The organism is Secundilactobacillus paracollinoides, assembly GCF_001702155.1.
In the GTDB taxonomy this organism is placed as follows: domain Bacteria; phylum Bacillota; class Bacilli; order Lactobacillales; family Lactobacillaceae; genus Secundilactobacillus; species Secundilactobacillus paracollinoides.
Genome location: NZ_CP014912.1, coordinates 1,467,496 through 1,483,207, shown reverse-complemented (window position 1 = coordinate 1,483,207; position 15,712 = coordinate 1,467,496). Strand labels below are relative to the sequence as shown.

The 15,712-nt window shown below is 46.8% G+C and carries 13 protein-coding genes; 3 read left to right on the top strand and 10 right to left on the bottom strand.

Features of this window, described 5'->3' with window-relative positions; translation table 11 throughout:
* The first annotated feature begins 4 nt into the window (after window positions 1-4).
* Window positions 5-964, top strand: a complete 960-nt coding sequence (locus tag AYR61_RS06215; protein WP_065902168.1) for a PspA/IM30 family protein — start codon at window positions 5-7, stop codon at window positions 962-964.
* A 486-nt stretch (window positions 965-1,450) separates the two neighbouring features.
* Here the strand turns inward: AYR61_RS06215 and AYR61_RS06210 are convergent, their stop codons facing one another.
* The 3 genes from AYR61_RS06210 to AYR61_RS06200 form a co-directional block, all read right to left on the bottom strand.
* Window positions 1,451-2,263, bottom strand: a complete 813-nt coding sequence (locus AYR61_RS06210) for an EAL domain-containing protein (protein ID WP_065902166.1) — start codon at window positions 2,261-2,263, stop codon at window positions 1,451-1,453.
* 12 nt (window positions 2,264-2,275) lie between these two features.
* Entirely contained in the window at window positions 2,276-3,298 is a 1,023-nt protein-coding gene (locus tag AYR61_RS06205) for a GGDEF domain-containing protein (protein WP_065902163.1), read from the bottom strand.
* Window positions 3,299-3,460: 162 nt separating this feature from the next.
* A complete protein-coding gene (locus AYR61_RS06200; protein ID WP_065902161.1) occupies window positions 3,461-4,306 on the bottom strand; it encodes a methyltransferase domain-containing protein in 846 nt (281 codons plus the stop codon).
* A gap of 59 nt (window positions 4,307-4,365) precedes the next feature.
* Here AYR61_RS06200 and AYR61_RS15160 point away from each other — a divergent pair, with 59 nt between their 5' ends.
* The gene (locus AYR61_RS15160; RefSeq protein ID WP_156652789.1) at window positions 4,366-4,959 is read left to right on the top strand and encodes a hypothetical protein; all 594 of its coding nucleotides are present in this window, start codon (window positions 4,366-4,368) and stop codon (window positions 4,957-4,959) included.
* On the opposite strand, the gene AYR61_RS06195 is transcribed toward AYR61_RS15160, so the two are convergent.
* The 4 genes from AYR61_RS06195 to AYR61_RS06180 all read right to left on the bottom strand — a co-directional run bounded on the left by AYR61_RS06195 (window position 4,919) and on the right by AYR61_RS06180 (window position 11,098).
* Complete coding sequence (locus AYR61_RS06195) at window positions 4,919-5,359, bottom strand: hypothetical protein (RefSeq protein WP_065902160.1); 441 nt, start codon at window positions 5,357-5,359, stop codon at window positions 4,919-4,921. The genes AYR61_RS15160 and AYR61_RS06195 overlap by 41 nt on opposite strands.
* A gap of 798 nt (window positions 5,360-6,157) precedes the next feature.
* On the bottom strand, window positions 6,158-7,780 hold the full coding sequence (locus AYR61_RS06190) for a glycoside hydrolase family 43 protein (protein WP_065902159.1): 1,623 nt from the start codon (window positions 7,778-7,780) through the stop codon (window positions 6,158-6,160).
* 723 nt (window positions 7,781-8,503) lie between these two features.
* Window positions 8,504-9,973, bottom strand: a complete 1,470-nt coding sequence (locus AYR61_RS06185; RefSeq protein WP_065902157.1) for an MFS transporter — start codon at window positions 9,971-9,973, stop codon at window positions 8,504-8,506.
* A 345-nt stretch (window positions 9,974-10,318) separates the two neighbouring features.
* Window positions 10,319-11,098 (bottom strand): helix-turn-helix domain-containing protein, encoded by a 780-nt coding sequence (locus AYR61_RS06180; protein WP_318529587.1) that lies wholly within the window; start codon window positions 11,096-11,098, stop codon window positions 10,319-10,321.
* A gap of 494 nt (window positions 11,099-11,592) precedes the next feature.
* On the opposite strand from AYR61_RS06180, the gene AYR61_RS06175 reads away from it, so the two are divergent.
* On the top strand, window positions 11,593-12,831 hold the full coding sequence (locus tag AYR61_RS06175; protein ID WP_065901908.1) for an IS110 family RNA-guided transposase: 1,239 nt from the start codon (window positions 11,593-11,595) through the stop codon (window positions 12,829-12,831).
* A gap of 465 nt (window positions 12,832-13,296) precedes the next feature.
* On the opposite strand, the gene budA is transcribed toward AYR61_RS06175, so the two are convergent.
* The 3 genes from budA to AYR61_RS06160 all read right to left on the bottom strand — a co-directional run bounded on the left by budA (window position 13,297) and on the right by AYR61_RS06160 (window position 15,606).
* Window positions 13,297-14,010 carry an acetolactate decarboxylase gene (gene budA / locus AYR61_RS06170; RefSeq protein WP_054710669.1) on the bottom strand — a complete coding sequence of 238 codons (714 nt, stop codon included), beginning with the start codon at window positions 14,008-14,010 and terminating at the stop codon, window positions 13,297-13,299.
* 53 nt (window positions 14,011-14,063) lie between these two features.
* The gene (locus tag AYR61_RS06165; RefSeq protein ID WP_054710667.1) at window positions 14,064-14,483 is read right to left on the bottom strand and encodes a hypothetical protein; all 420 of its coding nucleotides are present in this window, start codon (window positions 14,481-14,483) and stop codon (window positions 14,064-14,066) included.
* Between the two features lie 175 nt (window positions 14,484-14,658).
* Window positions 14,659-15,606: a quinone oxidoreductase family protein gene (locus AYR61_RS06160; RefSeq protein ID WP_056987087.1), complete on the bottom strand. Its 948-nt coding sequence runs from the start codon at window positions 15,604-15,606 to the stop codon at window positions 14,659-14,661.
* Window positions 15,607-15,712 lie beyond the last annotated feature (106 nt).

Below are 15,712 nucleotides of genomic sequence, written 5' to 3'. Positions count from 1 at the left end.
CAACATGACGAAAAAAGTTGGTGTTTTACTCTCAGCTGTCCTGCTGGGTCTCGCACTCGCCGGCTGCGGCAAGGCTTCTGTTTCCGTACAGGACCACTCCGTTGCCCCAAGTGGGATGGCCGCCGTCATCAAGGGTAAGACCAATCAGGGTACTGTTCGCTACACCATCAACGGTGGCAGTACCAAAACAACAAAATCGCAATCTGAAGGCTACTCACTGACCATTCCGGCCAAGCCTTACAAGCAAACAGTCAAGGTCAGCGTTAAGAACGGCAATACTGAAACAGTAACGGTTGCCCAACGCAAGACCATTATGACCTATACCAAATTCCAAACGGCTTACAACCAAACGTTAGCAGGCGAGGCACTCTCCAAGAGTAACCAGACCAAGGCAACGAACCTGCAGGATCAGGCCGCTGCGCTAAAGAAGCAGTCCGCCTCGATTCAAGCACAGGTCAAGACAGCCAAGGCCAAGCTCGCGAAGGGCGACACTTCGGCTACTGCAACTTTGCAAGACCTCGCAACTAAGGGTGAAGCCTTGAAGACGCAAGCCGCCAAGTTAAAGGCCACACAGGCATCACTTGCCCCCGCTTTGAAGAAGGCTCAGGCGAGTGTTAAAAACGATACTTTGCCAGCCACTGCAAAGAACGGTATCCACACCATCAAGACAACCAAGCACTACAAAGTGCGGACCAACGTTTACAACGGCAAGCTCATGGGTGCAACACTCATCGTCCCAATCTCAGCACTGAAGAACGACACGCAAGCCAAGAAGTTTGCGATGACCTTCTCAGTCCTGGCAACCGGGGTTGGCGCCAATGCTAAACATGTGTTGAAGACTTTCTCGAATAATTCAAATAAGAAGAATTCGAGTCAAACAACTACTGAAACCATTCACTCGAATGGCGTCACGTTTAGTTTGGGGTATTCGACCAGTACGCTTTATATTTATGTAACTAAGTAGGATTTAATGTTAAAAGGCGCCACAGCAATGATGCTGCGACGCCTTTTTTATTTTTTGTTTGGTAGTATTGCTCGATGTATCCGAGGTTTAGTTTTGAGGAGGATCTTGCCAATGTTAAGTGATTCAAAGCAGCACTCTAATGTCGCTTCGTTCAACCGTTCGGCCCCGCAGGCTGAGGTGCGGTCGAACGGTTCCACTACGCTTTGATTCTGGCAGTGGTCGTCATAGCTAGTAAGTCTTCAAAAGTGGTATCACGAAACCTCTATATTAATCGTTACTGGTGACTGACATGTCATGAAAAGCATTGCTGTTAATAGCCTTACTAGCAGTCGAGGGCGGATTCTCTGCCAACTGGTTTTAACGCTATTGTGATGCTTAACTAGTGTTAAAAAGGTTCTCAACGTCAGTGGAATGGAGCAATTTGGCACGGATCTATTACCTATCATTGGAAAGACCCTCCAGAAGACATAGCGTTACTTCCACACGCTACCCAATTATCGGCAACTCTGCTGTCTCATAATAATCCCCAATCAACAAATGAATCTTCGCCTGCGATTGCGCCCAGTCAACTTCGCTTTTGGTCTTAATGCCACCGATAATGATCGGGATTGCCCACTCCAATGCCTGGACGTACCAGGCTTGTGCTGACAGTAACGCCTTGGCGCGGTTTGTCATTCCCTCGGTAGCCGGTAATGTATATTTTAAACCGTCAAATGGGTGACTTTCCTGCAGTTGCGCAAAGGCTTGCTTCTCGCATGAGGTCACATCTAAAATGACGTCAATGCCCGCTAAGTGGTACGCATGGACAGCTGCCTGCAACGCACTTTTATCCGGTAGCTGCATCAGCACCAGCGTCAACGTTTCCGGTCCGTCCGATGACCGCATAAACTGCGACAATTTATCAATGACCTTCGCATCTAAAAATCGCGCTTGCGGAATGGGTAACTGGACCCGTTGCAGCACCAAATTCACGACCGCTTCGCGAATCAGCTGAAACAGTCGCTCCACGCTCAGCTCTGTGGCTGGTGCTGGTTCCCACTGGTTCGTTTGATTATCATGATGATACAGCGTCAACTCATTTCGAATCCGTGCCTGATCCGCAGTCTCATCGTCGTAAACGCCCTGGACAAAGAACGCGTAGTTATCATTAATACCCGCCTTCAACTTGACCTGGCGTGTCTGACCGTCGACCGTAATCGTGTCGCGGCCATTTCGTTTCGAAACGTAAAGACTGTCATCCGCCCGTTTATACACATCTTCCACCGATTTATCCGCAGTCTGAACCTGCGACACGCCCATCGATATCGTGACCTAAATCGCCTGGTCTTCATAGTGGCAGACCTGTTTGCGGACGGACTGCCAACACTGGGTCACAATTGGTAAAGCCTGCGTCAGATCCGTGTTCGGTAGCGCCAAGGTAAACTCTTCTCCGCCAGTCCGGTAGACCTGATACTGTGCGCTCGCCTGTTTCAAACAGGTTTTAAGGGTCGTTGCCACCTGGATAAGCATTTTATTACCGGCTAAATGCCCGTATTGGTCGTTAACGATTTTAAAATGGTCGACATCCAGTTCCACCATCGTGAACGGTGACTGCCGAACGCGAGCATCTGCGAACATCGTCGCAGCTTCATGCTGGTACAACGAAAAACTCTTTGCGTGCGTCAAGGCATCGAAGCTGGCAATCTTTGCGTAGTGTTGCGTCCGCTGACGATTGGCCCACAAACTATTCCAGAAAACGAACACGCCAGTCGAAATGATGATGTACATCATCATCCCCTGCGTTTCGATTCGTCCTTGAGTGCCCGCCACTTTAATGGCAGTCGGCGGTAATGTCAACCAAAACAGGCTTGCGTAGATCACACTCATCACCAGGTTGATCAGTAACTTATGCCGCACGCGTTTATGAAACAGGTAAACCACCACGACCCACGCCAGCAGGGCCGCGAAACCAAACGTCCGCACTGCACCCATGACTGGCATGTGATGGGCAAGGCCAATACCAACGACACCAACTGCTCGAATGGCGTACTCAACAAAATTTATCTCTTCATCAGTCAGTGGAAACACGAAAACAAACACTGCCAGACTGTAATACATCAACGAATTCGTTTCCGAAAAATCACCCTGAATATTCAACGCGATCCCGGTCACAAACGTCAGCACGACCAGACCGACTCGCCACAAGAGACGGTGAGCGGCTGAGTCGTTTTCCGTATCGAATGCCCGTCGCGTCATATTCAAATAGACCGTCAAAAAGCCGAACATGAAGAAGGCCGCAATGCCGAGTTCAATGCCCCAAAGCCAATATGGTAACGCACTAAACGTTGCAGTCATCTCGCATCTCCTCACGGTCGTTTGTGTCGATCAATTTAAAGCTAAGTATAACATTACAAAATGATTATAATTCATTTTTTCATCATTTTATATAACTATCGTTGCTTATTTAGTGATAGACAAATTAAAAGCGCCCATCTTCAACAGATTGGGCGCTTTTAGTTACAGATGCACGATACCAACTTCAAAGTCAGCTGTTATGTTAGGTAATCCCTGGTTTAAGATCTCATTTCGTCGTTCTTCACTAGCCTGCCAGGTCAGCGGTGTCATTGCAAAAAGTGCTTTAAACAAGGCTGGCGTCAACTCAAACTGGTACTGGACTGGCACGAAGTCAACCTCACCATATTGAGCAATAAAATGCTGCTTGACTGGTGCATTGTCGTAAGTGGCATGTTCCCCTTCAGGATAAACAAATTGGCGTAATTCGGTCAAATAATGGCTGTTTGGGATAACCTTGATCAGCACACCACCCGGCTGCAGCACCCGGTCAAACTCCTGATAATTTGCTGGCGACAGAATGTTGACGATACTGCTCAGCGCATTGGTTTCAAACGGCAACTTAGCAAGGTCACCAACCGCAAACAACGGCTGCGGATCACTGACCACGCCGGAACCAGCGATATTGATTGCCGGCTTTGAGATGTCCAACCCAACAAAATCACCTGATGGATAGTGGGAAGCAAGCCATTTAGTTGTTGTCCCTTCCCCACTACCGGCATCCAAAACAAGATCACCCTGCAGATGCTTGACGACCTCACCCAGCATCGGTTCAAAGAAACCGCTGGTAAGCATCTGTTGCCGGTTGCGCAGCATCTCATCCGTATATTCCGTGTTAACGGGGGCGTTCAGAAAGAAAAGTGTCCCCTTCTTGGATAGATCAAAAGTGTGGTCGTTTTGGCAACGCAACGTGCCGTCATCTATTGCTGTAAATGGGGCGTGGCACACAGGACACTCAAACTGGTTCAGGTGTGCTGTGAGAAACTGGCTTGCAAGGGCGATTTTGTTCAAGGTGAGGCCTCCGTTTTGTTCGATAGTCCTATGATACTTGGGTTTTATGGGAATGTAAAATGAATTTTGTGATGCAAAAAAGCGCCCTTGGTAGGCGCTTTTTAACGTTGAATCGTTTTTTAGTTTTAGACTTGTTGCTGGGGTGTTTCGGCGATGCGAACTGGTGCGCTATTGTTGAAACTGTTCAGCAAAGAATCATCACCTATGCAATACACACAGAATGCCATAGTTCAGGTGTTCAACTGTTACTGAATACTATTGGTGACGTGGTTTCTCGCCTCTATTGCCGAAACGTGTTCAGCAAGGCAGAGGGCTACTGCGTAAGTCAACTCTGGCAAAAATGCCAAGTTCAGGCATTTCTGCCGGTGTTGTGGGTCTCTGCTCTATTGTCGAAACGTGTTCAGCAAGGCAAGGGGCTGCCATGTAACGGACTCTGGCAAAAATGCCAAACCCAGGCATTTCTGCCGGTTTGTGGGTCTCTGCTCTATTGCCGAAACGTGTTCAGCAAGGCAGAGGGCTACTGCGTAAGCCAACTCTGGCAAAAATGCCAAGTTCAGGCATTTCTGCCAGAGTTGGCTTACGCTCCGCCCTCTAACCGCCTTGCTTCACACTCTACCCAAGGAAGTAAGAAGAATACTGCAACAGCAACTTAACTTTCTTCCCATTCAAGAAAACATCAGCATAGTGCGAATTCTTGCTGTACTTCTTCAACAGAACCGTCCGCTTCGTGTTACCAATTTTGATCTTCTTTGTCCGGTAGGTTGGGTTGGTAATCCCCTTATAGCCAATTTCATACCAACCGCCGCTCTTCTTGATCACTTGCAAGTTACTGCCAGAAATCTTGTTGTGGTACGACTTGTCCCCCACATCGATTGACCTTGACGTAAATTTGATAAATGACGGGTCCTTAATTGATGGCAACGTCATGTACCAGCTGTGCCGTAAACTTGATGGCACCTTCGTTGCAGCCTGTGCCGGCTTGGCAGCTGCAAAAATCCCCACCATCAGTGCCAAAGAGAGTGCTGCGAGCACGATTCCCTTAATTTTTTTCATTGTGACTCCTCCAATAAAACTTCCAGCTTTTTACGTCGTCAGTGTTTGGACCAGGCGTATCCCCATTTAGAAGTTAATCCGTATCACGTGTGCATTTACATTTAGCATAACATAGCCTTTACCCGGTTTGAATATCCCATAAGGTCAATTTATCGCCTGTTATATCAAAGTTCCGACCTGATTAAGAGCGTTTTTTTGAGTTACCTAGCGCCATATTTCCACCTAGACTGCAAATTGCAATGAATCGTTGCTATCTTCAGTCCTTGTAGCTGTTACGTCTTATAGCTAAGGTCAGCCGCAACTGATAAAATCGCAACATATTTTATAAATTGTTGTGAATTTTTTTAGTAACGAAATGTTGACCACAAAAATGGCGAATTCCACTACACCAACCGAAGTATTCTGACCGCTTGCAAGATTGTAAGAAGCATTGCTAACAGTGAGTTACTAGCAGTCGAGGGCGGATAATCTACAAACTAGGTTTAACTAACAATTTCATGCTTAACGAACAAATACGAGAACGCTTATGTGAGTGGAATGGAGCGATTTGGTGCGGAGCAGTGGTGTCGATGTCACTTGATGGCCATCCTTTGGCCATTTAGTGACATGCGAGACGAATGAGATCCACTCGAGAGCCACGCAGTGGAAATCGAGTTAGCTCATTCGCGAGCCACCACAGCGGAGCACCAAATCGCGCAATGCAACGGACTATACGAGCAAATATCATTTCAAAAAAAACGCACCGGAATTTAATCCAAGTGCGTTTCAGAGAAATCAAGCACATCCACTAACAGCGAGTTAGTCGAGTTCTTTGTAGTCGAAGTAGTCGAATTCAGCAGGTTGTTTGTAACCACTGTAATCAACGGCTGCTAGGCCAACAAAGGCACCGGTGAAGAAGCCACCGTATTCTTGAAGAATGTAGTCATCTGACAAGTGAGCAGCATCCAATTCAACTGGAATTTCGTGCCACGTCTCACCGTCAAATGAGTATTCGTAAGTGTAAGACTGCGTCCGGGCCTTGACCTTGAACCAAACATATTCCGTACCCTCCGGAATCTGAATGGCGTCGTCCTTGAGGTATGAGGTGTAGTTGTTCCGATCGTTTTCGGCAACTTCGATCACATGCCCCTTCTTTTCGTCCCAGGTAATGAAGACGAATGACCAGTTTTTATCGTTATAGAAGTTGGTTAAACCAGCCATTTGCTGATATGTGTATGGGTCAAACTTCACTTTGGTTTCAGCATCAAAGTTGAAGGCCTGCCATCTTCTGGCAATCATGGAAACGTCGAATTCGCTTGCGAGTGACCGTTGACCGATCAGGGTCAACTTGCCATCGCCGAATGAGCCCATCTTGTCGTCAAATGGAATCCGAAGCGTGTTCCATTCGCCGTTTAATTCAGGGGTATCGAATTCGTCGTGTTGGTCACCGTTAGCAGGGGCATCCGTCAAGATAGCATCCTTTGGTGCGTCCACTTCCATTTGACCACCGTGACCGCCGACAACCCGTGGCCAGCCTTCGTCATCCCATTCAACCTTTTGGATCGAGGTTTCACGCCCCAGGGTGCACCAGCCGCGAGGGTCAGTGAAGGATTCGTTTTCGTGGTGCCATGGACGGCCACACAGTGAAGCATAGTACCATTCGTCGCCGCTTGGCGTGTTGACTAAAGCACCGTGACCTTGCTTTTGAATGCCCAGCCGTGGCGTATCAAAGTTGGTGATGAATGGGCCATCTGGTTCAGATTCAAAGGACAACGCATCAAGTGTCTTAGAACGGGCAACGACTTCTTCGTGGGTGTAAACGGTCCCGCCTTGAGCAGCAAACAGGTAGTAGTACCCCTTGATTTTGTACAGATGAGGACCTTCAACCAATTTGACATCAGTCCCAGTGTAAATGGTCTTGGCGGTATGCGGCTTCAACTGCATGGTGTCGGTGTCAAACTCAATCAACGTAATGCCATCAAATGGATGGTGGTATTCACGGTGATCCCAGGTCTGTTGGACCAGATACTTACGACCATCATCGTCGTGGAACAGTGAGGCATCAAAACCAACACCGTTAACGGCAATTGGGTCGCTCCATGGGCCGCGAATATCATCAGCTGTTGTCAGGTAGTTGGTCATATCCTTGAAGGCGCCTTCAGTAATCTTGACGTCGGTGTAGATCAACCAGAATTTGCCATCAGCGTAGGTCAGATCTGGTGCCCAGATCCCACCTGATGAAGGGTTCCCCTTCATATCAAGCAACGTGGTTGTTGATAATGGTGATGGTAACAGGTTCCAGTGCACCAAGTCCTTAGACTCGTGCAGCCGAACACCAGGGAACCATTCAAAGGTTGAGTTGGCAATGTAATAGGTATCACCAACGCGAATCATACTTGGATCAGCGTTAAAACCATGCAATACAGGGTTTTGAATCTTCATGATAATTCCTCCTACAGACTTATTTACATATTTTTGATATTGGTGTTACTTTCGCTGCGTTCCATCGGTTGGCCCTGCAGGCTGGAGTGGGGTCGCTCCGGAGCTAGTGACTTTCTTTCAGAAAGTCACGGATCTCCTACGACTCCCGTGTTAGTAACCGGACAAAGAACGCCCGCTAACTAACACCGACACTCCTGCCTGCAATGCCAACCGATTCCACTCCGCTGATACGTGCGGTTGAAAATGAATTATCTTAATCTTCATCAATCATTGGTGATGACTGACTCATAATGCAACCTCAAACACTATCCAGCCACCGACAACATTGCGGGGTTACTACCGAATACGATTAAACGCAGTCGAGGGCGGATAATCTGCGAACCAGGGTTAACTGACAATCGCATGCTTAACGAACCTATGCGAGAACGACTATGTGAGTGGAATGGAGTGATTTGGTGCGGAGCAGTGGCATGCGAGACGAATGAGATCCACTCGAGAGCCACGCAGTGGAAATCGAGTCAGCTCATTCGCGAGCCACCACTGCGGAGCACCAAATCACGCAATGCAACGGACTAAACTTTCTAGGCAACATAGCTGAAACGCGTTCCGGAAAACTGAGGGCTGCTGCCTAAGCAACTCTGACAAAAATACCAAACCCGGGCATTTCTGTCAGAGTTACTTAGGCTCCGCCCTCAAACCGTTTTCCTCCACACTCTAGCAACTTTAAGCGTTCTTCTTATCAGCAACGATGGCTTTGTTGATCTCGTCAACGCGGGCATCAGTCAGTGGGTAACGGCTCATGATGATGATGGCAACGACGGCCATGATGATTGGCAGCCATACCATTGACCACTGGATACCCATTAAAGCAGCGTGTGGTTGGGTAGCGGCAGCACCGTTAAACTTGAAGTAGGCGTTGATGTAACCTGGAATGATCCCACCAAGTGCAAGCCCGATCTTGAAGAACAGACCCATGATGGCGTTGATGATCCCAGCAACCCGCTTCTTTGACTTGTATTCGCCGTAAGAAACGACTTCTGGCACCATTGACCACATGTACCCAGTAGCGGCAGTTAAGCCCCATTGTTGTAAGAAACGACCAATGTAACCAAGGGTAGTTTGGTTCTTGAATTGTGGTAATGACCATGCCCAGATGATTAACGTCCCGATAATGAACAGAACCAAGAAGAGGTAGAAGAAGCCCTTCTTCCCGATCTTTTTACGAACGATTGGCCATAAGAAGACTAAGAAGATACCAGGAATTGACCCGATCAAGTTAATTGAAGCCATCCATTCTGGGTGACCAATGTTGTATTGGGTGTAGAAAGGCCATACAGTGTTCCCAAAGAACATGAAGGTAAAGCCGACCAGGAAGAACAGACCCAAAACTTGAAGTGGTTTGTTGTTCTTTAATTCAGTCCAAAGATCAGAGTACTTAACGGAGTCTGTTTCTTGTTCCGTAGGGAGAACCCGTTCCTTAACACCAAAGTAAGTGAACAGCAACATGCAGAATCCAATGACCATGTAGATCGACATAACGAGGAAGTAAGCACCGCCAGCGTGTGGTGAGCTGTAGTTCCCAAGGTGAAGCTTGATACCAAACAACCCAATGTCTTTCAATTGCTTGTCTGGTGAAGCTATTTGAACGAATAATGGCAGGAATGTGTAAACCAATAAGTTACCAATGTTGGCTTCAGTCATCCGGACAGTCGACAAGGTTGAAACTTCTTGGTTGTCACGGGTAAGAGAAGCGTTCAAGGCACCGTATGGGATGTTAACCAATGAGTAGACCATGGCGGTTAACATGTAAGCAACGAACGCGTAAATGACGTTGCCACGAACGGCTTGAATTGGCAGGAATAAAAGCGCTGATAAAATGGTTAATGGCACACCGAACTTCAACAGGAATGGCCGGTATTTCCCAACCTTTGTCACAGCAGAACGGTCAACGTAAGCACCGACCCACGGATCCCAGAAAACGTTGATCCAACGAACAACTAAGAAAACTGTGGCACCGGCTGCGGCGGAAATCCCGTAAACAGTGGTGAGGTAGAACAGTAACATGGAACCGATCGTCCCGAAAATCAGGTTTTGCGCGAAGTCACCAGCCCCGTACGCGATCCGCTCGCGCCAGGAGAGCTTAGCAAATTCATTGTTTTGTGTAGATGAATCTTGGCCTGCATTAGAAGCCATGATGATTCCCCCAATCTATGAGTTAAAACAAGTTTTGGTTACGGACAACAAGGTAGAAATTTGAGTGATTGTCATCGTGCAGTTCATCACGAAATTGTGAATGTGAGTTGGTTTAAAATAAGTGCTACTTAGTTTTTCGAATGAACTAACTGATTACGAGACCAATTATATCCGGTTTCATTTTGTGGGGCTATCTTCAAATATGCCTATTTTTAGTTAAATTGTGACCAAAAACCTGTAAAAAAAGCGCCCTAATCAGATCAGCAATTGATTAGGGCACAACTCATATTTTATACAATTTCCGGCAGAACCTTATACATCGTGTTGCACAGCCATGACCGGCAACTACTCGAAATAACCGCTCTCCTTCACGTTGCGAACCTTCCGCTTGGTAACGATTTGGCGCTGATACTTACTTGGCGTGACGCCCGACCATTTCTTGAACTGTTTACTAAAGTTGGAGATGCTGCTGGCGCCCATCATATAGGAGATCTCTTCAATCGAATACTCCGGCGACCCCAGTAACAGTTTAGCTTTTCGGTACTTTTGTTCCTCAATGAAATGCAGCGGTGTGATGCCGTATACCTTCTTAAACGTCCGGTGACCGTAGCCTGTACTGATACCTAATTTCTGACAAATATCGCCAAACGAGAAAATCGGCACCTCTTCTTTATCAATGTAATCTTCGATAAGCGTTGCCATTTCACGGCTGACCTTGGCTTCTCGTTCGGAATACTTGGCGTTTTTGGGTTTATATGCATTAATGTTCTCCATTAACCCATACAGAAAATTCAGCAGTTCAATCTGAATTTTGATGTTGGTTTGTTCCTTATCTAACCCTGGGTCGTCACTGTAAGCCACCATTTGTTCAGCCGACTTCATCGCCAGTTTGGCAATCGGTGCATCCGCCGGAATGACCGCGTTCGCAATTGTGCTGATGATCTCCGACTTCAAGGTCAGACTTTCGATATTAAAGTGAAAGGTGATGTATGTCATTGACTCGGTCTTGCTGGCGTTCCAATTCGTGTGCAATGTCCCTGGCGAAATGATCAACACGCTCCCCGGACCATAGGTGAACGTTGAGGCGTCCTTGATCTCGTTGTCTGCTGTCCATCCACGATACACATGAGTTCGAAGGCCTGGTGCTTTTGCTCAAAAAAGCTCCACTCGCCGGGTACTGTCCGCATGTGACCGCCAAACATGTATAGACTTGAATCCACCACCGGTAATGAGACGAACTTTTTCATGACCAGTCCTCCCTCGTATTATATAAGTTGTTCCTTCGGTGTATTTGTAGCTCATTACTTGTGTTGCTATTTATTTGTTGGACACCACGTGATAATCTCTAATTGTCATTGGCTTTGGTCAACTGGTATAGGTTTAGACCTCCTTGTAGCCGCGACTACTTTATTAGACTGCCGCCCAGACAATCATCTAAATCACGAACCACATGCTGTTTCGATGACGACGTTCACTAGTCTGAGTAGGACTAGCCGCAGCTTGAACTTAGTCACCCATGAATTCTTATCTGCGAGGATGTGTTTAGTGATTGTAATTAGGGGTTATCACATGGTGTCCAACTTAAGACCAGACAATAATTATGAAAGGAGGCCATCCCAATGAAATTACTTGTCGGCATTGATGTTAGTTCGAAAACGCTTGAAGTTGTGATGATGACTTCTGAAGCGCTAAAACCTGTCTTCCAAGGTGCCTTTGAGAATGATCTCAACGGCGCCACGGAACTTAAGACCATCATCTTGGCATTGAATGAACAACGTCATTTTGAACAAATTACGATTGGTATGGAATCGACTTCCATTTATAGTTTCCATCCAGCTTATTTCTTTATGAACGATGACGATCTAGCTCAGTTCAATACCGAAGCGGTCGTTCTCAATCCCCGTGATACTAAGCGTTATAAAGACGTTTTTGAAGACAATAAAAACGACCACATTGACGCACTTTATATTGCTGACTACCTACGTAATGGTCGCTTCACCACCAGTCTGGTTCGTGAGGATGAATATATTGCGCTTCAACGCCTTACCCGTTCTCGTTTTGAACTTGTGACCTCATTAGCTCGTTCTAAACAACACTTCTTAGAGAACCTTTACTATAAAGTCAATAAACTCGCTGTAAACTCCTCAGGAGAAAAGGTGGCGGTCTTTGGTAGCTCTATTTTTAACCTACTCACTGATGAAATGACCACCGATGAGCTCATCAACGCCTCGACCGAAGACTTAATTGACTATTTAAACGCCGCTGGTCATGGCCGCTTTGCTGATGCTGAGAAGACCGCTAAAGCGATTCAAAGGGCCGTTCGTGGCTCGTATCGCTTACCTAAAGTCATCCAAAACTCTATCGATATCAATGTGTCTATCTATGCCACTGAGATTCGAACCTACCAAAAACTCATCAAAGAACTTGATAAACAAATCGAAGCGGTTGTCATGGTATTACCGGAAACTGAAATTCTTCAATCGGTTCCTGGTATCGGCTCAGTTTACTCGGCTGGTATCTTAGCCGAGATTGGCCAGATTGAACGCTTTGATAAAGAGACTCAGCTGGCTCGCTATGCTGGATTAGCCTGGAAACAAAACCAGTCTGGCGACTTTAACGGACAGATTACGCCTCGGACGCATACTGGAAACAAGTATCTACGCTATTACCTAATCGAAGCTGCCGGTTCGGTAACCCGCTATGATCCAGTATTTCGTTCCTATTTTGAAAAAAAGATGTCCGAAGTTACGAAGACTCCTAGAAAGCGCGGCCTCGCATTAACCGCAAGAAAGCTTATCAGGGTGCTTGACGTCCTACTCCGTCGACACCAACTCTATCAAAAGGAGGAATCGGTATAGGCATATAAAACCAGCTTAAGGTCAAGCCATCAGCTCTGATTTTCAAAAATCGAAAATCAGTGGGCTTATTTAAGTGCACCATTTTCCAAGTGTTGAGCAGAACCAAATCCCGTCTGCTTTAATTTATTTTATTGACTTATCACCACATGTCTAACAGCATAATTTATTCATATCATATGCATAATGGGACGAATAGTCAAATACTGAAGCTCACGTTATTTATCGATAAGTGTTGCAAAGGTGATTGGATTTTGTCAATTTATGACTGAATGTTGAAATCCGTCTCGTTTATTTTCTATCGTTTGCACTAGTATGACTGAGAGCCGTCTATCAATTAATTGATTATTGTTTCACAAAAAGGACGAAAAAAGAGCGACACCCTGTCGCAATTTCTTGTCCTCATAAGTTTTCAATTCTATTTTCAATTTGGTAATCAATGCGCGGTACTGCGCGAATGCAATCAAGTCAGTGCTCAGCATGGGCAATGGCATCATGGATGGCATCATCTGAAAAATCGTGGTTCATGTAGTCAGCATTTTTCACCGGCAAATGTTGTTCTAACGTCGCAAACTGCTGCACATCGATGTTGCCCGTCTTCAGGTTAGCGTTTAACACATGGCCACCAAAATCGTGGTCAACGGATAGGAAGTGATGGTGAAACCCACCAACCGCCGCCCCGTCAAACAATTCTGGTGCGTAATAGCTCAGCATTGTTCCGCGGACCTCGTCCTGGTGAAAGATACTTTGCTGGTCCGCTGTCGCAGCCAACGTCTTGTATGGTTTTTGCGATTTTGCGACAGCTCTAGTTGTGACATCACTAAATTCGCCACGTGTTAAGACGGCAAAGAAGGTGTTTGCCCACCGCGTTTTATTGCGCACTAACCGTTCTAGATCTGGCTGCGTCAGGATCTCTTTAACTGTGGCCAGTGGCTTAAAATCTGCCGTGTGAACTGACGCAAACGGTGTCGTGAAGTCGGGTCCAATCTGGTTCACCTTGCCAAAACTGTCGACTTGGTACGCGATGCCGTCTAAAATAATCAGTTCGCCATCCAGGCCTTCCCCGGTGCCAATACCGGTATCACCGTGGGTCAGAAGTTCTTTCATCGTCATGGTACCGGCTAATAACCCGGGTACCATTAGCGCAAGCGTGCCGTGTTGATAGAGTGTACTTGTTGTCATTTGTCGTTCCTTTCAAAAAACGGACTCGCAACTGGCGCGTCCGTTTGTCATCATTAATTTACTTTTCGTCTGTCCTGAACATTTCGGTTCCCTTGATTGCGTTGCTGACCATTATAAATCAGTCCCCAGATACCAGGAATCAGGTAGAGCCAGCCGCCGAGGACGCCGGTAACAATCAAAATGATTGGCCACGTATCGGCGTTGTGATCATGCAGGTGCCAAATCCCAAACAGGGCGAGAATCTGCAAACCAACGCGCCAGATCAGCCAAATACTGCCCAGTCCAATCAGCCAGCGGCCTGATGACATCATGTTGCTGCCACCCATCATGCCGCTGCCCATCATACTGTAATGGCCAAATAGTGACCCGGTCATGCTGGTAACGCCAACACTACCGATGATCACCAACGTTTCCAACCCCCAAATAACCCAACCGACGATCTGTACGGGACTTTGCGGATGCTTAGTAGACATGAATAAGACCCCCAAACTTCAGAATGGCCTGTCTAAACAATTGGCAGGTGTTACTTTCATTATAGCACGCTTAATCCCTGAATTAAGCGTTCAGAATTCCCGTTAAGCAAACCAAAAACGGTTTTCAATACTTAGCCGTTATTGCCAAGGATTAAAAACCGTCATTAAAGTGACATTATGGTTTGAAGACCACGCGCGCTGTCGTCTGCGTTGGCCAATTTTCGTGAACGGTGCTCAGGGGGTAAGCCGTGGTAGCAACTGCTAACGTCCCATCCTCGATCAGCGCCAATAGCCCTGGCATATTGCCTAAAAAGTCACGTCGGCTAATGGAACCAAGGCCACTACCGATCAATGTCAGGTTCGTACTCCGAAGGGCGGCAGCGGGTAGTGCAACTGTCTGCCCAGCAATCGAGCCAATTTCGATCCAGGTCAATGGTTGCGAACGATTTTCTCGTTGCTGTAGCATCGGGACCATGAACTGTGCCGTCGCGTCGCCCCAGAGGTAGTCGAGCACAACATCAACGTTTGCAAGGGTTGGAAGAGCCTGTTTCAATGCGGTTTCATCACCCATGTTCACAACCTCAGCGCCTAATCTTTGAGCGTCAGCTAACCGTTCTGGATTTCGGCCAACACCAATCACCTTAGCAGCACCGAAGTGTTTTGCGATAGTGACGGCCAACCTCCCGACATTGCCAGTCACGCCCAAAATCAAAACAGTTTTGTCCTTGATGTTTTCGGCGCCTAATCGTGCCTCAATGGCCATATAAGACGACATTGCTGGATTCACCGTTGCGGCAACGACTTCAGGCGCAACGTCTCCGGTCAATGGTAAAACTAAATGAGAATTGACAACGGTGCGTTCTGCCAAAGCACCATACACTGGTTTATTAGCATTAAAGTAGACTAACTGCCCATCGTCAGTTGTGCCCACGCCATCGACTCCGGGAATCATCGGAAGCTGGTGGTCGCTGCTATAGTGACTTCCGTCGGCTTGCGAACGGACAAGTCGGTTCACACTGGCTGCTAAAACGGTGATGCCAGTCTCTCCTGCTTCAATTGTTGGATCAGTAAAATCTGTGTATTGTGGTGCCTGGTTAAAATCTGTTACAACTGCTGCTTTCATATTAAAACTTCCTTTTCTATTGAATTCGATTTAAGATTGCGTTTTGATTACTAGTAATTTAAAATAAGAATAACATCTATTACCGGTAATGTAAATAGATTACTAG